The organism is Trichocoleus sp. DQ-A1 (genome assembly GCF_039961955.1).
Taxonomy (GTDB): Bacteria; Cyanobacteriota; Cyanobacteriia; order Cyanobacteriales; family FACHB-T130; genus FACHB-T130.
The window spans coordinates 151143-173039 of sequence record NZ_JAMPKE010000002.1 but is presented as its reverse complement, the minus strand read 5'-3'; the positions used below and the strand labels follow the sequence as shown (position 1 = coordinate 173039).

The 21897-nt window shown below is 44.9% G+C and carries 15 protein-coding genes; 9 read left to right on the top strand and 6 right to left on the bottom strand.

Annotation, left to right across the window (positions count from 1 at the left end; genetic code table 11):
- Nucleotides 1-51 precede the first annotated feature (51 nt).
- From NDI33_RS03285 to NDI33_RS03255, 7 genes are all read left to right on the top strand, one after another.
- Nucleotides 52-1338: a glutamyl-tRNA reductase gene (locus NDI33_RS03285; protein ID WP_190429782.1), complete on the top strand. Its 1287-nt coding sequence runs from the start codon at nt 52-54 to the stop codon at nt 1336-1338.
- 75 nt (nt 1339-1413) lie between these two features.
- Nucleotides 1414-4401 (top strand): UPF0182 family protein, encoded by a 2988-nt coding sequence (locus NDI33_RS03280; protein WP_190674223.1) that lies wholly within the window; start codon nt 1414-1416, stop codon nt 4399-4401.
- Between the two features lie 610 nt (nt 4402-5011).
- The gene (locus NDI33_RS03275; protein WP_190674220.1) at nt 5012-7807 is read left to right on the top strand and encodes a SpoIIE family protein phosphatase; all 2796 of its coding nucleotides are present in this window, start codon (nt 5012-5014) and stop codon (nt 7805-7807) included.
- Nucleotides 7808-8096: 289 nt separating this feature from the next.
- Complete coding sequence (locus tag NDI33_RS03270; RefSeq protein ID WP_190674218.1) at nt 8097-10037, top strand: PAS domain S-box protein; 1941 nt, start codon at nt 8097-8099, stop codon at nt 10035-10037.
- 300 nt (nt 10038-10337) lie between these two features.
- The gene (locus NDI33_RS03265; protein ID WP_190415728.1) at nt 10338-10922 is read left to right on the top strand and encodes a DUF6272 family protein; all 585 of its coding nucleotides are present in this window, start codon (nt 10338-10340) and stop codon (nt 10920-10922) included.
- A gap of 40 nt (nt 10923-10962) precedes the next feature.
- Complete coding sequence (locus tag NDI33_RS03260; protein ID WP_190674216.1) at nt 10963-11307, top strand: hypothetical protein; 345 nt, start codon at nt 10963-10965, stop codon at nt 11305-11307.
- A gap of 76 nt (nt 11308-11383) precedes the next feature.
- A complete protein-coding gene (locus NDI33_RS03255) occupies nt 11384-13003 on the top strand; it encodes an adenylate/guanylate cyclase domain-containing protein (protein ID WP_190674215.1) in 1620 nt (539 codons plus the stop codon).
- A gap of 293 nt (nt 13004-13296) precedes the next feature.
- Here NDI33_RS03255 and NDI33_RS03250 read toward each other — a convergent pair whose 3' ends face one another.
- The 5 genes from NDI33_RS03250 to NDI33_RS03230 all read right to left on the bottom strand — a co-directional run bounded on the left by NDI33_RS03250 (nt 13297) and on the right by NDI33_RS03230 (nt 18657).
- Nucleotides 13297-14046, bottom strand: coding sequence for an amino acid ABC transporter ATP-binding protein (locus NDI33_RS03250; RefSeq protein WP_190674212.1), 750 nt, complete (start codon nt 14044-14046; stop codon nt 13297-13299).
- Nucleotides 14012-15481, bottom strand: a complete 1470-nt coding sequence (locus tag NDI33_RS03245; protein ID WP_190674210.1) for an ABC transporter substrate-binding protein/permease — start codon at nt 15479-15481, stop codon at nt 14012-14014. Before NDI33_RS03245 ends, NDI33_RS03250 begins: the two co-directional genes overlap by 35 nt.
- A gap of 232 nt (nt 15482-15713) precedes the next feature.
- Entirely contained in the window at nt 15714-17408 is a 1695-nt protein-coding gene (locus tag NDI33_RS03240) for an iron uptake porin (protein ID WP_199302352.1), read from the bottom strand.
- A 226-nt stretch (nt 17409-17634) separates the two neighbouring features.
- Nucleotides 17635-18198, bottom strand: coding sequence for an FKBP-type peptidyl-prolyl cis-trans isomerase (locus NDI33_RS03235; protein WP_190674206.1), 564 nt, complete (start codon nt 18196-18198; stop codon nt 17635-17637).
- A 135-nt stretch (nt 18199-18333) separates the two neighbouring features.
- Nucleotides 18334-18657: a phasin family protein gene (locus NDI33_RS03230; RefSeq protein ID WP_190674204.1), complete on the bottom strand. Its 324-nt coding sequence runs from the start codon at nt 18655-18657 to the stop codon at nt 18334-18336.
- 217 nt (nt 18658-18874) lie between these two features.
- Here NDI33_RS03230 and NDI33_RS03225 point away from each other — a divergent pair, with 217 nt between their 5' ends.
- Complete coding sequence (locus tag NDI33_RS03225; RefSeq protein WP_190415429.1) at nt 18875-19183, top strand: TIGR03792 family protein; 309 nt, start codon at nt 18875-18877, stop codon at nt 19181-19183.
- Nucleotides 19184-19256: 73 nt separating this feature from the next.
- Entirely contained in the window at nt 19257-19625 is a 369-nt protein-coding gene (locus NDI33_RS03220) for a zinc ribbon domain-containing protein (protein ID WP_190674201.1), read from the top strand.
- Between the two features lies 1 nt (nt 19626).
- Here the strand turns inward: NDI33_RS03220 and nblS are convergent, their stop codons facing one another.
- Complete coding sequence (gene nblS, locus NDI33_RS03215; protein ID WP_190674659.1) at nt 19627-21651, bottom strand: two-component system sensor histidine kinase NblS; 2025 nt, start codon at nt 21649-21651, stop codon at nt 19627-19629.
- Nucleotides 21652-21897: the final 246 nt, after the last annotated feature.

Sequence of the window (21897 nt, the reverse complement as noted above, 5' to 3'; positions counted from 1 at the left end):
TAATCTTTTAACCATCAACCCAATAAGCAATTAGTAATTAGCAATTAGCAAATGAATATTGCAGTCGTAGGTCTTAGCCATAAAACAGCGCCGGTTGAGATTCGGGAAAAATTAAGTATTCCAGAGCCAGCGTGTGAAGGTGCAACTCTTGCCCTCATGAGCTACCCCCACATTGCAGAAGTCGCGATTCTTAGCACCTGCAACCGCCTGGAAATTTACATCGTTGCTCATGAAACCGAACAGGGCGTTCGGGAAGTCACCCAATTTCTTTCCGAACACAGCAAATTTCCCCTCCATCAACTGCGGCAACACTTGTTTGTTTTGTTGCATGAAGATGCAGTCATGCACTTGATGCGAGTGTCAGCAGGTTTAGATAGTTTGGTGCTGGGGGAAGGGCAAATCCTGGCGCAAGTGAAACATACTCACAAACTGGGACAGCAATACAAGGGCATTGGTAGCATCCTGAATCGGTTGTTCAAGCAAGCACTGACTGCTGGGAAGCGAGTTCGGACGGAAACCAGTATCGGTACGGGTGCTGTCTCCATCAGTTCAGCAGCGGTAGAGTTAGCCCAGATCAAAGCCCAGAACTTGGCAGCTTGTCGAGTGATGATTCTAGGTGCGGGGAAAATGTCCCGGCTGTTAGTGCAACATTTACTGGCAAAAGGAGCGGTTCACATCTCGGTGTTGAACCGTTCTATGCAACGGGCACAGGAATTGGCGAATCAGTTCCCAGAGGCACAGTTGCAACTGTATCCACTGTCAGAAATGATGTCAGCGATCGCTTCCTCGGATTTAGTTTTTACCAGTACCTCTTCTACAGAACCCCTGTTAAATCGATCGAAACTGGAAATTCACCTGGAAGCGCACCGAGGTTTGATGATCTTTGATATTTCCGTGCCGCGTAATGTGGATGGGGATGTTAACGATCTGGACAACGTGCAGGCGTTTAATGTCGATGACTTAAAGGCAGTGGTGGCTCAGAATCACGAAAGCCGCCGCAAGATGGCAATGGAAGCCCAGGAATTGCTAGAAGAAGAGGTGGAAGCCTTTGATCTCTGGTGGCGATCGCTGGAAACCGTTCCTACCATCAGCTGCCTGCGCGATAAAATGGAAACGATTCGCACCCAAGAGTTAGAAAAAGCTTTGTCTCGCTTGGGTACGGAATTTGCCGAAAGACATCAAGAAGTTATCGAGGCACTAACGCGCGGAATTGTCAATAAAATTCTGCACGATCCGATGGTACAACTGCGATCGCAGCAGGATATCGAAGCCAGACGCAAAGCGATGCAGGCACTCCAAACTCTGTTTAACCTGGATATAGGCGAACAATTTAGCTAATCGTTCGGGGTTCATCGTTCAGGGTTCATGGCAAACTTCTATGAACAATGAACAACGAACAACGAACAATGAATAATGAATCGAATTTTTCCAGGACTTTTACTGCTACTAGGACTGTGGCTAGCCTTCGATCTAGTCGCTTACCTAGTAGCAGATGTTTTTTGGTTCCAGGAAGTCGGATATCTACCGGCGTTTCTTCTCAGGGTAAGCACTCAGGCGGGGTTGGGGGCGATCGCATTTATCGTCACCGCTGGCTTTTTACTAGGTAATCTATATCTTGCCCATCGTCTTAAGTATTCTAAAGAGATCCCCCCAACAGGGTTTAAAAAGGGGGAGGTTGATTCTCACTTTTTTCTAGAGAAGCAGCGCGTTGGTGCGGGAGTTAGGGGAGATAAAGTCTTAAGTGAAGAGTACCAAAGAGAATCTTTTTCTTCGATCCGTCCTCAGTCCTCAGCACTGAAATTGCGATCGCTTTTGCCTTTGCTAGGAGTACTTAGTTTAGCGATCGGGTTGATGCTGCTGCACTACAGTCAAATAGCCACGAGTTATTGGCATTCTAAGGTCGGGTTGCCAAGTGTATCTCCTCTGTTGCCAGTTTGGTTTCAGCCTGACTTGATCTGGCAGATGGGTAGAAAGATGCTCTCTAGCATCTGGCAGGTTGTCGTGGTGTTGGTATCGGCGGCGCTGGTGTTGATTTATCCGCAGTTTTTGTTAACTGCGATCGCGCTTGTCCTCAGTTTATTTTTTGGACTGGTGCTATCAAGCCACTGGGCGAGAATTTTACAGTATTTTCATCCCACCAGTTTTAACAGTGTTGACCCCTTATTTGGACGAGATATCAGCTTTTATGTATTTCAGTTGCCTGTTTGGGAGTTACTAGAATTTTGGTTTTTTGGACTATTTTTGTATGGTTTTGCAGCAGTCACTCTAATATATTTGCTATCTGGAGATAGTTTTAGTGAGGGAAGATTTCTAGGGTTTTCCAAATCCCAGATGCGCCATTTGTACGGACTCAGCGGTTGCCTATGTGCTGCTCTCTCTCTCGGTTATTGGTTATTGCGGTATCAATTGTTGTATTCCACCACCAGCGTTACTTATGGTGCCAGTTACACCGATGTCACCGTGCGATTGCCACTGTATACCGGATTGAGCGTATTTTTACTAGCGATCGCGTTGCTTTTGTTTTGGCAGACAATTCAATTAAAAATTAAAACTTTTAAATTAAAAATTGGTTTGTTGGGATTTTCAACTTTCAATTTTTTATTTTTAATTGGCTTACCTGTCGCAGTGCAACGCCTCATTGTTCAACCCAATGAGTTGGTGCGAGAAAGAACCTATATTGAACACAGTATTGCCTATACGAGGGAAGCATTTAATTTAGAGAATATTGACGTTCAAACCTTCGACCCTCAAGCAAATCTTACTGCCGTAGACCTCCAGCAAAATGAACTGACGATTCGCAATATTCGCCTTTGGGATACACGTCCCCTGTTACAAACAAATCGCCAACTGCAACAAATTCGGCTTTACTACAAATTTCCTGACGCCGATATCGATCGGTATACTTTGAAGCTAGAAGCATCTGCACAAAGCGATGGGACAGAAAAGCGACAGGTGATTCTGGCAGCAAGAGAATTAGATTACAATGCCGTTCCCCAAGAAGCTCAAACTTGGGTTAATAAACATTTAGTTTACACTCACGGTTATGGCTTTACCCTCAGCCCTGTGAATACAGTTGGCGCAGGTGGGTTGCCAGATTACTTTGTTAAAGATATTGGAACGAGTGCGGATTCTGGTGATAACAATGCCTTAAATGTATCCAGCGAACGCATTCGAGTCAGCATTCCGATTGGGATACCCCGGATTTACTACGGCGAACTCACGAATACTTATGTGATGACGCCAACGACAGTCGAAGAGTTAGATTATCCCAGTGGCAACGAGAATGTTTATAACACTTACGATGGTACTGGCGGCGTCTCCATCGGTTCGTGGTGGCGGCGTCTTTTATTTGCCGAGTATTTGAAAGACTGGCAGATGATGTTTACGCGGAATTTCACACCGCAAACCAAGCTGTTGTTTCGTCGCAATATTGCACAGCGAGTTCAGAAGATCGCGCCTTTCTTGCGGTTTGACAGCGACCCCTACTTAGTGGTTGCCAAGACCGATGCATCCAAGGAGCAAAATTACCTTTACTGGATTATTGACGCTTATACAACAAGCGATCGCTATCCTTACTCCGATCCTGGCGAAAACCAATTTAATTACATCCGCAACTCTGTCAAAGTCGTTATCGATGCCTATAACGGTTCGGTTAATTTTTACGTTGCCGACCCCCAAGACCCGATTATTAACTCCTGGACTGCTATCTTTCCCGACCTGGTAAAACCATTAAATGCAATGCCCACTTCCCTGCGGAGCCATCTCCGCTATCCAGTGGACTTTTTCAACATTCAGTCGGAACGGTTGCGGACTTATCACATGACCGACCCCCAGGTGTTCTACAACCGGGAAGACCAGTGGCAGGTTCCGACTGAGATTTATGGCAGCGAACCGCGACCCGTAGAACCCTACTACTTGATCACAAGACTGCCAACTGCCCAGGAGGAAGAATTTATTCTGCTGCTTCCTTTTACACCCACCCAACGTAACAATTTAATTGCCTGGTTAGCAGCGCGTTCCGATGGGGAGAATTACGGCAAGCTGTTGCTTTATCGGTTTCCCAAACAGGAGTTGGTCTATGGCCCAGAGCAAATCGAAGCTTTAATCAACCAAGATCCGGTTATTTCTCAGCAGATTTCTCTATGGAATCGGCAGGGTTCCAGGGCAATACAAGGTAATTTGTTAGTAATTCCGATTGAGCGATCGCTTCTCTACGTCGAACCTCTTTATCTAGAAGCAGAACAAAATAGTCTACCAACATTAGTGAGAGTGATTGTCGCTTACGAAAACCGTATCGTTATGGCAGAAACTCTAGAAGAAGCACTTCAGGCAATCTTTCAACCCGAAGAATCTGCTACCCCAGCAATTATTCGTCCAGTCGAACCGTCGGGCGCTCCTTAAATCGCCTATTCCAAGGATTTAACACTTTGTAAAAGTCTTTTTTGGAAAGCATGTCTACAACGTGTGAATTCTCAAAAAAAACGTAGTTATCAAATCAAACGAATACTACTTTCTCTGGTGATGCTACATAGCAGAACCCTGACCAATACTCAATTAGGGTTGCAGTTGGAGATATAAAGCGAAAGGATATGAATCACCTAATCATCAAACTTTCTATTTGAATCAAATTCAAAGATTTGATTCAAATAGAAAGTTTTTAGTTTGGGGTTCATCACGACTATCCCAATAACAATCAACTATGAAATCAACGATGAATAGATAGGCAAGTATCTCTAGAGAAGATAAATTAAGATAACCGATGAAATTACCGAAGCCGAAAACAGGTCTAGGATGCAATACTGGCGAGAACAGCGTTGTGTTGAAAACCTGCGAAGATTTGCAGAGCGCACAATTTACGATGACATCATGCCAGGACTCAAATAGGAATAGTTCGACATATAAATTAAAAAAAGTATCTTACTGCAATTAATGTCCTGGAAATCTAAATAGCGCGATCGCTCTCATTGTCAAGCTTTAAAAATAAATTGAGACAAAAATCCGAATAAACCTGATGACCTCAACACCATTGCCGACAATCATAGACTCTGCGCCTCCGAATCAGTACTCAGCCCCGCGCTTACCCCGCAGTCTTAGCTCTCTGGAAACGTGGGGCTTTGGTGTAACGGCTCATATCTCTTGGCCTGCCATAGCCCCCGTACTGCACATTGCTCTCGGTACGGGGGCTATTTTTGTCTGGTTGCCAGGAACGATCCTTGGCATCTTGCTAAACCTGCAAGTAAAACGCTTAGGCAGGCATTTTCCTGACGTAGCCGGAGGAACGCCCAACTATACCACCCGATTGCTAAAGCACTATCCGGGGTTAGCCCGTTACGCAGCAGTTGGTTACTTCTTCAGCTGGGTTTCGACGCTGGCGATTAACGTGGTTGTCCTTACAGAACTCATTAAGGTAAACCTGGAGCCTTTAGGAATTACTTGTCCCGATACTCTTGTGAAAATTGGCTTGACGCTGATCGCGTTTATTTTGGCGTTTAGCGGCACCCGCGCTTTAAGTATCCTGCACTTATTTTTTGTTATCCCGGCAATTGGACTTTTACTCGCTTTTTGTCTATTTGGCATCGGCTGGTTAGCCATTTCCCCAGCAAGTCCTGGCTTTTTCCCATCCAGTTGGTCGCCTCCCTCTTTTGTAGATTGGGCGAAGTGGTTATTCTTCGTCACCTACACGACCTACGCTTGTGAATCTGCGTCTGCATTTGTTGCGGATAGCCGACGCCCTGATGAAACGTTGCGGTTTCTAAGTATCTCCTGTTGGATCATGCCGCCCATCTTTCTGGGGGGTTCCTGGGTACTGATGCGCTTAGCCACTGACCCAGGTTTGGGCAGTGACACTTTCTTAAATTTGTTAGCCGTTTCTACGCCGTTCTGGGGACAGTCGGCAGCGATCATCGTTACCTTTTTTCTGGCTGCTGGGTCGCTTCTGAGTTGCGCGACGGTGCTTTCCAACTGTCCCCGAATGCTGTACCAACTTGCTACAGACGGACATTTATCTCCCGTGTTCGCTGTGGTGTCCCGACGGGGTGTATTCGGTCCCGCTTTGGTGCTGACGTTGTTGTTCACTTTCATTTGTCTAGCTTGGGGGGATGTCGCCCGGATTGCGGTGGTGAGTAACACCGGCTGGTTTGTGTCTATCATGTCGGTCCATTTAGCACTGTGGCTGCGCCGAAAGAGACCGGAGGTATTTCTGCCTTGGTGGTCGGGGGTCTTCTTTTTGCTGGAAGTCGTTGTCTTAGCGGTTGGGGGTTTGGCTTGGGGTTGGAAAGACTTCTTGATTGGGTTGCTATTTCCCCTAGGGATTTTGGCAGCAGATCAAGTGATACGCCGCATCCGGTGGGCACCCTTTCATGCTGCTTGGTGGATTCAGCATTACCGAGGGCGATCGCAAACTAAAATATCCGATTTTGTAGGGTTTCAGGTAGTCATCCTGATCTTACTGATCTGTAGCGCTGCCACGATTAGCTGGATGTTTAGAGCCAGAATTGGGGCGGTAGACCTGGGTCAGAATGGCAACAATCTCTATGTGGTGATGCTGCTGATCGCTGCCTTTGTTGGGGTAGCGATCGCTTGCTGGACAAGTTTGCCCCAAGTCATGGCAATCGTCGAAGCCAGAGAACAGTCTGAGCATTTGTTTAATATTGCCATTGACGGGATTCTCGTCGTCGATGAAAAGGGCGTTATTCGGCAAGCCAACCCAGCCGCCGAGCAACTATTAAAAGCGATCGCTCCCAATCTCCTAGGATGTCGTCTCAACCACATATTTCCCGCCTTGGCAGGTCAGCCAGATAATTGGTCGAGTCGGAGCGAACATACCCTAAAAATGCCCCAACATCCCACCATCGTTGAGGCAGCCGTCTCTAACCGTTTCAATCAGGACTTTCAAGAATATGTGGTACTGGTGCGCGATATTACCGAACGCCAGCAAGCTGAGGAGGCGGTGCGGAATTACAGCCACACTTTGGAACAAAAAGTTGACGAACGCACCAGCGAACTCGCTCACGCCAACGCCGAGATTCTTGCCCTCAACGAACGTCTTCAAGCCGACAATATCCGCATGAGCGCTGAGTTAGCCGTAACGCGCCGACTGCAACAGATGCTATTGCCCAAACAGCAAGAACTTGAATCGCTTCCTGGGCTGGAGATTGCCAGCTTTATGGAACCCGCCGAAGAGGTAGGCGGCGACTACTACGATGTACTCAATTATGAGGATAAAGTCAAAATCGGGATCGGCGATGTCACCGGACACGGACTCGAAAGCGGCGTCTTAACGATCATGGTGCAGACAGCAGTCCGGACGCTACTGGAAAACAACGAAACCGACCCCAAGAGATTCTTAGACGTACTCAACCGAACCATTTATCACAATGTGCAGCGGATGAGTTCCGATAAAAATCTCAGCCTTTCCTTACTGGACTACCAAGCGGGAACGCTGCGCCTGACGGGGCAACACGAAGAAATGATTGTTGTGCGTTCCGGCGGTCAGGTGGAACGGATGGACACGGTTGATTTAGGCTTCCCGATTGGGCTAGAAGCAGACATTACCAATTTCGTTGCCCAGATTCAGTTGCAATTGCACTCAGGGGACGTCGTGGTGCTGTACACCGATGGCATTACTGAAGCCGAAAATAGATTCAAGGTGCAATACGGGTTAGATCGGCTGTGCGACATAGTCAGCCGCAACTGCCAACAGACCGTTGAGGAAATTAAACAAGCTGTGATTGAGGATCTGCGACGGCATATCGGTGAGCAAAAAATTTACGATGACATCACTTTGCTGATTCTTAAACAGAAATAAGCCGAGTTTGAGTTCTTATCTGTTGTAGATGCAAAACAGCTTGCATTGCCTTCACACCAAAGGCTGTAGTCTGCGCTGTTTGTATAGAACTTGCACTTTATCTTTCGTGAGTTTGCTGCCGCTCTCAAACTCAAATTGCTGAAGCGAGAAGTTTTAACCAGTTTGTAAGTAAATGTTCTGTAAAGTTTGTTACAAAAGCCCCTAAGAAAGGGAATATTTAAATAGTGATACAAAACTCTAAAAATATCCCTTGCTAGGATAATTCATTTTTTGGCAAAGATAAAAATTTATGGCAATTGAGGAAGAAAAATCATTAACAGAACAGCTCTTTTTAAAGATAGAAAGCTTGTCCCAAGAATTGGAAGACTTGAAAAGAGAAAAAGTTGACTTGGAAATCTTGCTGGAGAATACTACCGAACACTCGGATACGGTTGCAGCGCAGTTGTATGACAAGGCAGTGGAGGCGGGAAAACAAAGCGATCGCAGGCTGGCACAATTTCTGGAAGCCCTGCCAGTGGGCGTCTTCGTGGTTGATGCTAGCGGTAAATCTTACTACGCCAATCAGACGGCACAGCAAATCCTAGGCAAAGGCATTATGTCAGAAGCCACTGTCGAGGAATTGCCAGAGACTTATCAACTTTATCTCGCAGGCACAGAGCAATTGTACCCCAGCGATCGCCTGCCAATTATACGAGCGTTGAGAGGCGAAAAAGTAACCGTTGACGATACGGAGATTTATCAAACAGACAAAATAATTCCCATAGAGGTGTGGGCGTCCCCCATTTTTGATGACCGGGGCGATATTGCTTATGCGATTGCTGCCTTTCAAGACACCACCGAGCGCAAGCGATCCGCGGAAGCGCTGCAACAAGCGGAAACGAGGTATCGCAGTATCTTTGAAAATGCCATTGAGGGGATTTTCCAGATTACATTAGACGGGCACTACATTTGTGTCAATCCGGCACTGGCAAAAATTTACGGCTATGAGTCTCCTGAGGAGATGATGAGTAGCATTCCAGAAATCAAAGATCAAGTTTATGTTGACCCGAAATGCCGCAAGAACCTCTTAGCTTTATTAACCAAACAGGGTGAAGTTAAAGGATTCGAGTATCAAATTTATCGCCAAGATGGCAGCATCATCTGGGTTTCCGAGAATACTCGCGGGATTTGTGATGCCAACGGCACCTTACTCTACTACGAGGGAACCATTATTGATATCACTGAGCGCAAGCAGATTGAGCAATCTCTAAGGGCAAGCGAAGCGCGAGAACGAGAAAAAGCTCAACAGTTAGCGCGATCGCTGCGCGATTTGCAGCAAGCTCAAGTTCAATTAATACAAAGTGAAAAAATGTCTTCTCTTGGTCAATTAGTCGCAGGAATTGCCCACGAAATCAATAATCCAGTTAATTTTTTATCTGGCAATCTCACTTATGTCTACGACTACACCTGCGATTTGCTTAGGTTGTTAAAACTTTACCAACAGCATTATTCAAATCCAGTACCAGAAATCCAATCAGAGGCACAAGCTATTGATGTTGATTTCCTAGCAGAAGACCTACCTAAAATACTTTCTTCTCTGAAAATAGGAATAGATCGTATCCATCAAATTAGCGTGTCTCTGCGAACCTTCTCTCGTGCAGATACATCCAGAAAGACACTTTTTAATATTCATGATGGCATTGATAGCACTCTACTAATTTTGAAGCATCGCTTAAATTCAAACGGAAATCGTCCAGGAATTACATTAATTAAAGAATATGAAAATATCCCGCTTGTTGAGTGTTATGCCGGACAACTTAATCAAGTGTTCATGAATCTCATTGCCAATGCCATTGATGCGCTAGAAGAAGCAATAGCTTCTGGAATTTTCAGTAAAAATCAAAACCTTGTGCCTACTATTCGGATTAGCACGGAAATAAAGCAGGATAATCTAAGGATAAAAACTGAAAATGAATTAGTTGCTTCTTCATTCTTTGGGCTTAATTTCTCTCATATTTTGATTCGGATTACAGATAATGGAGTTGGTATTTCAGAAGAGGCAAAGCAACATTTGTTTAAACCTTTGTTTACAACCAAGCAAGTTGGCAAAGGTACCGGATTGGGTCTATCTATCAGTCATCAAATTGTCGTAGAAAAACATGGGGGACAGCTTAAATGTATCTCTGAGCCAGGACAAGGGACAGAATTCTACATTGAGATTCCGATTAGCTCTACACAGGCAAATCAATGAGCCAATGTACAAGCAAATCATCTTCGCGTTGTTCAAGCAAAAATGCGTAATTGGTAATGAATGTTGAGTTAAAAGAAATTATTTATAGTAATTCTCTTTTGGATGCAGTACAGTTTAATCCCACCTCTGCCGCTGCCCGAAAAGTAGGGAGGAGTTTAATATTCCCTTTCTTCGCTTTTCGGAAAGGCACTTAAGAAGCAAGGAGCAGAATGTATTGTACGCGAGAGTACTAAGCACTTTAGTTCAAAACTTAAAACTCAAAAAAATTACCAATTACCAATTACCAACTACCAAATGGATATGATTCAAATATTCGGAGACTTTAGGGACGAGCTACCAAGCAGTCAGGAAGGCTTAACAATTGTATTTTCGCCTACCTCCATTCCCCTAAAGCAACGCTGGCGCAATAATGGTTTGTCGGCTGATTTTATGGCTGACTATTTTGCAACTTTCTTTCCTGGTAATAAAAATACGACCGAAACCGATCCAAAAGCAGAGATCAAAAGTGCTGTTAGTTTTATCGCCAATGAGTTGCTAGAGAATGCGATGAAATTTAACGATGATATATCAGTGCAACCTATTAGTATTCGGCTGCAAATGCATAACGATCGCCTGGTATTCCTCGGTACGAACAATATCAATCCAAGCGCGATCGCTAAGTTTCAGGCATTTATCACAGAGTTAACCACCTGCGACCCGAGCGAGTTGTATCTTCGCCAGCTAGAAAAAAATGCAGAAGACGAGAGCGAGAGCGAATCTGGGCTAGGCTTTTTGACAATGATGAACGATTATCAGGCTAAGCTAGGTTGGAAGTTTGAGACTATCCAAAAAGAGTCGGAGCCGGAAGCGATCGCCGTGACCACAATGGTGCAGTTGGCAGTATAGCTTATCGAGTTGTTCAGAATATGCAAGGAGTTGATGCGTAATGGAAATTAAGACCGAAGATTACAGCATTTGGTACGACTCGGTTACTGAAACAGCGATCTTTCAGGGTTCGCTTCGACTTAGCGGAATGGAAGAATATGCACCAATCGTAAAGTTACTTAACGATCTAGTAGATTCAGAGCCACCAAAAATTACCTTGAACTTGCGCGAACTAGAATTTTTAAATAGTTCGGGAATTAATGTTCTGTCGAAATTTGTCATCAATGTGCGTCAAAAAGAAAGTATGCAGATGATTGTACAAGGCTCTAAGAATATCCCCTGGCAAAGTAAGTCGTTGAAAAATTTGCAGCGGCTAATGCCTTCTTTACAGCTGGAATTGGCATAAAAACTCCTACAAGGCTAAGATACTGGCACTGAAAACTAGATAAGTTCATTTTCGTCGAAGTGCAAATCGTAAGGCGATGCAAGAAGAACAACCCTCAAGGGAACAGCTGTTTTTAGAAATCGCAAATCTGCGACGGGAATTGGAAGACTTAAAAAACAAAAAAGCTGACTTAGAAATCTTGCTGGAGACGACAACAGAACACTCCGATATAGTTGAAGCTCAGCTGCATCAGTCCAATCAACAGCTACAAGCCGAAATTGCCGAACGCCAGCGTACCGAAGAAGCACTACAAGCGAGTCAAGCCGCGCTCCAGTCTCTTTTGACAATCGTTACTAGAGATAAGATCGATTTGGAAATTTTGCTGGAGACGACTACGGAACATTCCGATAGGGTGGAAGCTGAGTTGCATCACAAAGCAGAGGAGGTAGTACGTGCCAGCGAGAGAAGGTTGGCTCAATTTCTAGAAGCCGTGCCGGTAGGTGTTTTCGTGATTGATGCGAGGGGCAAACCCTACTACGCCAATCATACGGCACAGCGGCTTCTCGGCAAGGGCATCGTCCCGGAAGACACCACCGCTCAACTGCCAGAACTTTATCAAGCTTATGTGGCAGGGACAGATCGGTTGTACCCGAATGCCCAACAGCCCCTAGCGCTGGCGTTGAGTGGCTCCTGCTCGACTGTTGATGATATGGAGGTTCGCCAAGCAGACAAGATTATCCCGATAGAGGTGTGGGCAACGCCAATTTTTGATGAGAAGGGCGAAATTGTCTACGCGATCGCTGCCTTTCAAGATATCACGCGACGCAAGAAGGCAGAAGCAGAGCGAATTCAGTTAATCGATCAACTTTATCAACTTAACACTGCTTACGAGCGGTTTGTACCCCGTGAATTTCTTCAGTTTTTGAAGAAAAAAAGCATTATTGATGTCACATTAGGCGACCAAGTGCAGCAGGAAATGTCGGTATTATTTGCCGACATTCGAGACTTTACTGCACTATCAGAAAAAATGACGCCGTCAGACAATTTTCAATTTATTAATGCCTTTTTAAGCCGCATGGAGCCTGCTATTACCGAGAATAATGGCTTCATTGATAAATATATCGGTGATGGGATTATGGCGCTGTTTAGCGGCAGTGCAGATGATGCGATTAAAGCAGCCATTACCATGCTACATAATCTTGCCGAGTATAATCAGCATCGCGCCCAAGCTGGTTATCATCCAATTCAAATCGGAATTGGCATCAATACGGGTTCTTTGATGCTGGGTACGGTGGGAGGAAATAACCGGATGCAGGGCACTGTCGTTAGCGATGCTGTCAACTTAGCCTCCCGTATTGAAGGATTGACGAAAGAGTATGGAGTGTCATTATTAATCAGTCATCAGACTTTCTTACAGTTACAAAATTCATCTGATTACTTCATCCGCATTATCGATCGGGTGAAAATAAAAGGTAAATCCGAAGAAGTAACAGTTTATGAAGTATTCGATGGGGATTTAGCGGAATTAAAAGATGGTAAATTAAGCGCAAAAACAATATTTGAAAAAGCTTTGTTATTTTACAAAAATCAAAAATTTCATGAAGCTGCACAACTCTTTCAAGATTGCTTATGGTATAATCCGATGGATAAAGTTGCTAAGATATATTTAGAGCGCTGTCAATTTGTATCTACTAATTTCAGGATAAATGAAGAGTAATCGAAGCAGAAGTATTTAGTTAAAAATATATTTTCAAGACTAGTATTTGTAATTTAAGTTACTTATCCATATAAAAATACAGAAGTTTTTCAATCAACTTTGGGTAAATAAGGGGGTAAGAGACGAAGAGACAGTAGAAACGACAGCAAAACTACGGCAGAAACTACAACAATTGCTTAAAAACTAACTGGTTTATTACTCAAATGAGCGAATGAGGCTGCCTAAATTTCTGAGGAGCGTGGTAGATTAGCCGAAGTGTCTACAGAAAGAATGCAGCCTCTAACGATTATCTCTTACAAGATTTTATCCAAGAATTGCTTAGCGCGATCGCAGTCAGGATTTGTAAAAAACTTACTAGGCGGTGAATCTTCAGCCAGCTTTCCACCATCAAGAAACAAAATGCGATCGGCAACTTCTCGCGCAAACCCCATTTCATGGGTGACAATTGCCATTGTGATACCAGTTTTGGTGAGGTCTTTCATCACCTCTAGCACCTCTTTCACCATTTCCGGGTCGAGTGCGGAGGTCGGTTCGTCAAACAACATGATATCTGGCTTCATTGCCAAGGAACGCGCGATCGCAACTCGCTGTTTCTGTCCCCCTGACAACTTAGAAGGATAAACATCAGCCTTTTCTGATAAACCTACTTTATTCAGCAGTTCCATTCCTTCTCGCCGCGCCTCCTCTGAAGAAAGGCCCTTTACCTTTTTAGGCGCATACGTCACATTAGAAAGGGCAGTTTTGTGAGGGAATAAATGGAAATGTTGAAACACCATGCCAACATTTTGACGAACCTTCATAATGTCGGTTTTCCGCGAGGTGATGTCTGCTCCTTGTATATAAATCTTACCCGAAGTTGGCACTTCCAGTAAATTCATGCACCTCAAGAAAGTGGACTTACCAGAACCCGAAGGGCCAATCACCGCCACAACTTCCCCATGTCCAATCTCAGTCGAAATCCCTTGCAAAACATTCAGGTTTCCAAAAGATTTATGCAAATCTTCAACCTTAACTGCTGCGTTGTAATCTTCGTTCGAGTACATAACCCCCCCATGTTAAACTCATGACCATTAAATAGTAAATCGCACCTGCAAATAGCAAAGGTTCAAAATAAATATATTGTTCTGCACCCACAATTTGGGCGCGGCGTAACAAGTCAGTTACCCCAATTGTAGAGACTAATGCTGAGTCTTTCAGTAGTGCAATACTCTCATTTACTAATGCTGGCAAAATATTTTTTATCGCCTGTGGCAAGATAATATCCAGCATCATCGGTCTGTAGGGAACTCCTAAAGACAAAGCAGCTTCCTGTTGCCCTTTATCAACGGCAAGAATACCGCCGCGAATTGTTTCAGAAATGTAAGCGCCTGAGTTGAGAGTAAAAGTAATGACACCGGCTAATAATGCCGGAATATTGTACCCAATCAATTGAGGCGTTGCGTAATAAACTAAAGCGATTTGCAATAGTAGCGGCGTCCCTCGAAAGATAGAGGTGTAGGCTGTTGCAAACCAAACCAGTGGCTTAAAGGTAGAAATCTTAAATAAAGAGAGGATTGTCCCCCAAATGAAGCCCAAAATTGCTGAGATAGCAGTGAATTGGAGAGTTACTAATATTCCTTTTAGAATAAAAGGAATCCGAGGCGTTATCTTAGCAAAAGCTAAGCTGGAACTGCTGGCGGGAGTTTCAGTCTTTCCATTATTTTCAAACCACTTTGTCACTAAACTTTCTATTTTCCCGTTCTGTTTCATTTCTCCCAGAACGCGGTTGAAGTCATTGACTAGAGGCGAACCTTTGGCGAAAGCGATCGCACTCCCTGCTTCCCCAGTATTCGGAACCGTATTAAATTCTAAATCTGGGTTATTGGCAATAAAACCTTTAGCGATGGTATCTTCGATAATTGCAGCGTCGATACGATTTGATTTAACTTCTTGGATAATTTCACCAGTCTTATTAAGGGCTACCAGATTCGCGCCCTTTATTTCTTTAGCAGCTTTTTCTTGAGTAGAACCCAATTGAACGCCGACTTTTTTTCCAGCTAAACTTTCAGGTGTCGTTAGGTTACTACCTTTTCTAGCAACAATTGTATTTTTAGCTTCATAGTAAATATCGGAAAAATCAACATTTTTTCTCCGTTCTGCTGTTGGTGTCATCCCAGCCATCGCAAAGTCAGCCCGACCGGATTGCACAGCCGGAATTATGCCGCTAAAATCTGTATCTTTAATCTCAAGTTGAAACCCTAGCTCTTTAGCAATATAGTTGGCAATGTCTACGTCGAAACCTACAATATCAGCGCTACCGCTAGCCGTATCTCGAAATTCATAAGGTGGATAGTCCGCTGACGTGACCATCACAAATTTTTTACCTTGATATTGTGGCGATTGTGCAAAGACGCGATCGCTTCTCCAACCCCCAAAAAGTAAACTTATCGATAATGTAATAGAAAATAGGATGGCAAAAAGCCATTTCCTTTTTGGCATGGCTAGTAAATCCTTAATGTCTTAATGTATAAATATTTAACACTCAAACCACAAGACCATTTCTACTATCTTAAGGATGATATTTTGCTTGCATAAAGTTACATTTTCAAAATTTTTATGATAAATAAGCTCATAAAAAAACATAGGTTTGTTAACCTTACTCCAAACCCTCTTCACCTCCCTCTACCCCTCTCCTAAGAGGAGAAAGTCAGCAGGTTAGGTTTGTTTGATTCTAAAAGACGAAACTCGTTCTCACCACACCAATCACAGCATCGGGATTTCGCTCATCATGGTTAGGTGCTGTTAGCCAAAAGAAACCAGGAGTAATCGAAATATTTTCGGTTAATTGATATTTGTAGAAAGCTTCGATGTGATATCCGGTATCGCGATCGCTTCTTTGTCCGGGAGGTAAACCAATCGCCTCTGCTAAAGCACGATTGCTAGTCCCTGTTAACTTTGGTTGCATCCCTAACACAATGCCACCTAAATTTCCCTTTTTGCCCAAATCAGGGAAAGCCAGCGTTACCGCATAATTCCAGACATCTGCATCCCCCTTGATATTACCAAGAGCGCGGGCGGCTGTGTAACCCACCCAGCCACCGAGTTCAAAGCGGGGACTAAATCGGTAATTAACTTGTGCGCCATAACCATTACCGACCACAGGATTTCCATCAGGATCGGTGAGATCGATGACTTTGGCGGCATTGCTACCTGCGAGAGTATCGACACCAAAAGCTTGAGAAAAAGAGTTCAGGTAAAGCAAGCCAAGTTTCAAGCGATCGCCACTATAAACCAACTGGGCAAAAGCACTGTAACCACCATTAAATATACCTGAATCTCTACCAGGGTTACTAGGACCATTAGGAGCGTCTTCACCAAAGTAACCAACGTCTAAACTGAGGGCTTCGCTAAGGGCATAATTTGCTGCAATCCCTGCTCGATTTCCCAAAGGAAAATACACAGGATTGACTTGACCAAAATTAGAAATAGAACCCGTAGAGGTATCGATAAAAGGAGCAACTGTATCTGTTACATACGACGGATCGATTGAACCCGCTTCAATATAAATTTTGAGTTTGTCTCCGACTGGAAAGCGATACTCTAACTGGCTAATTCTGGCTTCGTTATTTTGAGATACGCTACTGGGAGTAAATCGAGTTTCACCTGTTAAGCCTGGATCTGGCCCGCCACCAAATGTTGCCCCAGTGTCAAACTGCCTCAAATTAGTGATTTGAAAACGAGTCCTTAAGCGGTCTTTTCCAGTGAAGCTAGTGTTAAAATCAATGCGAGTCCGATGACCGAGAGTAGCGTTATTTACATCGCTAGCATTCTCACCAAAAGCATCGCCTGCATAGGTGATAATTTCACCGCCTAATTTAGTGGTTGTAGAAAATTGGTGAGCTTCCAGTTGGGTTGTTCGAGCTTCCAAAGTATCCACTCGACCCCGCAGCGCCGTCAGTTCCGTTCCAAATTCATCAATCAGCCGTTGTAAGGTTCCTAAATCGTCTTTGGTGACAAAATCTGCTGAACTAGCAGCAATCAATTTCTCAATTTGCTGCAAGCAGGTATTTATCCCAGCCGCAAATTCATAACGACTCAGCGCCCGATTGCCACGAAAGGTGCCATCCGGATATCCTGCAATACAGCCATAACGTTCAACAAGCGATCGCAGTGCTTCATACGCCCAATCCGTCGGTTCTACATCTCGCAACTGCGACACGTTGCTGACTCGATCCATCGCATCAGTCTCTTCAGTTCCCTGAGAAACGGTATCTGCCCCAACTAGAGCGTCAGTATCCTGGAGAAAGGGATCAACGGTTTCCTCTGACACAGTTGGAAATTCTGCTGCTTGGGCAATGCTAGCGATCGCTAAAGCGTTAACTAGCACCGCGAGGCAAAATTTTAGAGGGGCACGAAACAGTTTCAAGACGGTCTCTCCTCACACTTTTTGGCATTCCTAATGAATTTTGTCACGTAAATGCCGATCGTGCTCGCTGAATTTACGCTGGATGTTGTTTAAATACTACATTTTTGCATAGCAAGTAATTGTATATTCTCCTACCAAGAAGAAGTTCAACCTATACTCTTGTTGATTATGCGAAAAAAAACCCGATTTCTTCAAGAAATCGGGGTTCTAAAAATTGAGGATTTAGTTATTTAATGTCCAACAATTCCACGTCGAAAATTAGAGTCGCGTTGGGAGGAATGACTCCACCCGCACCACGAGGGCCATATCCCAATTCAGGAGGGATAATTAACTGGCGACGTCCGCCAACTTTCATGGTGCTGAGTCCTTCGTCCCAGCCTTTGATGACTTGTCCAACGCCGAGTTTGAACTGGAAGGGTTGATTGCGATCGCGCGAACTATCAAACTTCGTGCCATCCTTTAGAGTGCCGGTGTAATGCACTACCACCGTTTGACCTGTTTTAGGAGTTGCTCCGTCGCCTTCCTTTAACTCAGTGTACTTAAGACCAGAAGGCGTTGTCTTCACTTCGCCACTGGCAGTTTCATCACTTCCTGGGTTGGTATTCATCGTTATAAGCCTTGTAATATCAGCAGTAGGATCGTTACTGGGAGTTTTTGCAACAACTGTGGTTTCAGTTTTGGTTAGTTCAGCTGCTTTTGCATCCCCTTGATTGCTGCTGGTAACTTGAGCAAAAATCAGGAGTACCACACAGGTAAACATTACCCCAACGCTGATTAGAATTTCTCTCATTCATCCGTTCTCCGTACCTCTAAGACTTCAAAACTTTAGATTTTAGATTGAGAGAATTTTCGATTTAATCCAAAATTCCCCATCCAAAATCCAAAATTGATTGTCCCACTAGATTTTCAATCCTATCAGCTTTACTTACCGCCAGAGCTTATTTTCCATGTCACGCACCTGACGTTCCAGGCGGTCGATGCGTCCCCGCAGTTCATCCATTTCCGACTGGCGAGGAACCCCCAGATCCTGCAACATATTCCGCATTTGCCGTTGCATCTGGATTTCCAAGTTCCCCTGATCTGACTTGAGCTGCTGCATCAAATCATCCACCATTCCTTTAGCTTGATCGGGGTTGATTTTGCCTTCCTTGACCCATTCATCGCTCACTTCGCGGATTTTGTCGGCTACCAAAGACGTAGTCCCCACACCCATCATTAGTAGCTGCTTAAGCCAGTTGTTATTATCCATTTTCCCTTCCTGTCACTCCGCCGCGACTTTGAGCGGCTAAACACGTATCATAAAGCGGTGCTAAAATCTTACCGATTTTTCGCCTACAGTTCTATTTTGTGACATTCTCTCAACAACTGCCGCCTATCTTCCAGACTTTGCTCGTGGCAAAATCAATCTGTCTGATGGATGATTGAAGAGTCTATTTACAGCTTCAAAGCAGCTTATACTCCAGCTCATGGTAATTGAGTGGCTTCAGGTAAGAGTCGCCCCCGAACTGCGGGAAAAATACATTCAGAAGGATGGCGAAATCTGGACAGCTTTCCTTACTACCTGTCCGGGTTTTTTGGGTAAAGAAGTCTGGCTCAACCCGAACGAGCCAACAGAGGTCATTTTAGTCATTCGCTGGGCGACGCGGGAACAGTGGAAGTCTGTTCCATCAGAACGCCTGGAAGAAATCGAGCAGCAGTTTGTCCAAGCGATGGGAGAGGCTTTTCCCATCGTTCAGTTAGCAGAATATCAAATCCGAAAGTTTCCCCAAGCTTAAACTGGATCTAGAGGTCTTTTTAGATTGCGACTTGCTGACTGGATAGAAACCTAGAATTACCGTGCTGCTATCCATGCCGAACTGTCCAAAGTGCCATCAACCCGTCAATGCCCAGGTAACAACCTGTCCTTATTGCCGAACCGAGCTAAAAGCCTACGGTCATCCTGGCATTCCCCTACATCGAGCAACGGGGGAGAAATTTCTGTGCGATACCTGTACTTACCACGAAGATGATACCTGTACGTTTTCCAAGCGTCCTTACGCCAAAGAATGTACGATGTATAGCGATCGCTCTCAAGCATCTCACCCGATGACTGCCACTCGCTACAGTCTCGGCTGGCGTCACTCGCTTCAGCTTTGGTGCCAGCGAAACCAGCCTTTGTTGCTGCTATTCGGTCTCATTGTAGTAAGTTTAGCGATCGCTTTCTATGCAAGCAAATAATCTAGACAACCTTCGCCGTAACCGAACTGGTTCCTGAAGCTTCTTTTGCTTCTTTTAGAGGCAACTCCTCAACGGGTGCTGCTTCTTGAAAAACCGTCAAGTCAAACCAGAAAGTCGTACCCACGCCGACCTCGCTAACCAAGTGAACCCTGGTGTGATGCTTCTCAATGATATTTCTAACAATTGACAAACCCAAACCCGTCCCTTCAAGGGTGTGAACTCGGTTTTCTACTCGGAAAAAACGATCGAAGATTGCCTCTTGGTCTTCTGTATCGATGCCAATTCCCGTATCAGAAATTTCAATCCGCACTAATTTGGGATTGTTCGTTGCAGGAATTTTCCCGCGTTCCTCTGCTCCGGAAGGGAAGACTCCGCCTTGACTCCGCTCATCCCTCGACTCCAGCAAATAGGCGCGAATTGCCACCCGTCCGCCTGTCTCAGTAAACTTCAGTCCATTACCGACCAGATTAGCAAACACCTGGAGCAACAAATCATAGTTGCCCCAGACTGCTGGCAAATTCGGTTCAATCTCTTGGATGAGTTCAATTCCTTTATCGCGGGCGTTTAGCTGGTAAGTCCGCAGCGTTTGCTCCACAGGTTGGGCAATATCTACAGGCTCAAAGTGATAGCGCTTGTGCGACTCAAGCCTAGATAAATCCAAAACGTCATTTACCAGGCGAGTCAGGCGGTCTGTTTCTCGATTCGCAGTGTCTAAAAATTCCCGACGTTCCTCTTCTGTCAAATCTTCGCCGTATTCGTGGAGCGTTTCAATAAACGACTTGATGTTGAAAAGCGGCGTTCTCAATTCGTGGGAAACATTGCTAATAAAGTGGCTTTTCGCCTCGTTCAGCTCTACCTCACGAGTAATGTCCTGTACCGTCATCGCAATTCCCTTGATGGTTTCCCGGTACTGGTCAAGAACGGTCGTTAGGAGAATGCGGACGGTGCGATTCGCCGGTTGGAATAGCGTTACCCGAAACTCTGCCCCTTCACATTCTCCAGCAACAATTTGATGCAGGGGTCGCGCTAGCTCCAAGTTGACTGGAGAAGGCAAGCAATGAAGAGCGTTAGATCCCACTACATCAACGCCATCCCACCCAAAAATTCGTCGCGCTGTCGGATTGACCAATATCACCTGAAAGTTGGTGTCTATCAGCACCGCTCCATCAGCAATCGTAGAAACCAACGTCTCTAGCTTGGCTTTCTCTGCTGTCAGTTCCTCGATATTTTGCTCTTCATAACTCTCCAGCCGTTCTGCCATCTCGTTAAAACTGGAAATCAGTTCGCCCAGTTCTCCTCCGAGTGGCAGGTCAACTCGTTGCTTAAAGTTGCCAGCGGCAATATTTTTGACCCCGACGAGAAGTTCTTTAATTGGCTGAGTAATGGTTAAGGCATTAAAAACAGCGCCCAAAATCACCATCACCCAAATGGAAATAAATACCGCAATCGTGACATCTCGTGTCAGATGGGACGACGCCACCACGGTCGGATTGGCGTTAATGCCAATTGCCAAAACCCCTAAATTTTTGCCATCGTGCGACAGGGGAACAAAGACATCCGTAACTTCCCCATCCGGACTTAGGTGCTGCCGCACCATTGGTAAGTCGGAATTATCAGCGTAATCCTCTGGCAATTGAATCCGACGCTGAATTGTCAGCGAGTTTTGTACCTCGGACTCAGAGAAAGGAATTCCAAAATAGATTTTGCCAGTTTCGTCGGCGTAGAGCATATAGCGCACGCTGGAGGTGCTGCTGTAGAAGCGGTGAGAAAAACGTGCCACCTCCGTCAGATTCTTTTCAGCAATCTGAGGCGCGACATTCGCCGCCAACAACAAACCCAGGTCGCGCCCGAAGCGAGTATCATTCAGCCGAGCATCCTGCTGAATTGTATTCACTGCCCAGAAGGTCAGACCGCTCATCACCAAGGAGACGACTAAGGTAGCAGCCGCCATCAGGCGCGTCTGGAGAGTAAACTCCGACCACCAATGGGCAATAACTTCTCGAAGGGTTTTTAGTAGAGCCAGCAAGGTAAATTTGCCACTAAAAATGGTAAAAATTAGAGATTTATCAAAAATTGTAGAGGATTCTTCCCAGGGATAGGTGGATTTTTGAACGTTTCTCAATTATATTTATCCACTTCTATTTTCTCAAGTTCCCCCTGGAACTCTCATGTATCTTTGGATGCAGCTTGACTAAGATTTTGAAGAAATTTAAAGATTTACGTGATGTGCAACTTTCCAAAACTCTCTAGCTTAGGCTACAGAGCTTTGGAA

Coding starts and splice junctions, on each gene's coding strand:
- NDI33_RS03280 (WP_190674223.1), top strand. CDS start 1,414: ATGAATCGAATTTTTCCAGGACTTTTACTGCTACTAGGACTGTGGCTA.
- NDI33_RS03220 (WP_190674201.1), top strand. CDS start 19,257: ATGCCGAACTGTCCAAAGTGCCATCAACCCGTCAATGCCCAGGTAACA.
- NDI33_RS03235 (WP_190674206.1), bottom strand. CDS start 18,198: ATGAGAGAAATTCTAATCAGCGTTGGGGTAATGTTTACCTGTGTGGTA.
- NDI33_RS03230 (WP_190674204.1), bottom strand. CDS start 18,657: ATGGATAATAACAACTGGCTTAAGCAGCTACTAATGATGGGTGTGGGG.
- NDI33_RS03225 (WP_190415429.1), top strand. CDS start 18,875: ATGGTAATTGAGTGGCTTCAGGTAAGAGTCGCCCCCGAACTGCGGGAA.
- NDI33_RS03260 (WP_190674216.1), top strand. CDS start 10,963: ATGGAAATTAAGACCGAAGATTACAGCATTTGGTACGACTCGGTTACT.
- NDI33_RS03250 (WP_190674212.1), bottom strand. CDS start 14,046: ATGTACTCGAACGAAGATTACAACGCAGCAGTTAAGGTTGAAGATTTG.
- NDI33_RS03270 (WP_190674218.1), top strand. CDS start 8,097: ATGGCAATTGAGGAAGAAAAATCATTAACAGAACAGCTCTTTTTAAAG.
- NDI33_RS03285 (WP_190429782.1), top strand. CDS start 52: ATGAATATTGCAGTCGTAGGTCTTAGCCATAAAACAGCGCCGGTTGAG.
- NDI33_RS03255 (WP_190674215.1), top strand. CDS start 11,384: ATGCAAGAAGAACAACCCTCAAGGGAACAGCTGTTTTTAGAAATCGCA.
- NDI33_RS03265 (WP_190415728.1), top strand. CDS start 10,338: ATGATTCAAATATTCGGAGACTTTAGGGACGAGCTACCAAGCAGTCAG.
- NDI33_RS03245 (WP_190674210.1), bottom strand. CDS start 15,481: ATGCCAAAAAGGAAATGGCTTTTTGCCATCCTATTTTCTATTACATTA.
- NDI33_RS03275 (WP_190674220.1), top strand. CDS start 5,012: ATGACCTCAACACCATTGCCGACAATCATAGACTCTGCGCCTCCGAAT.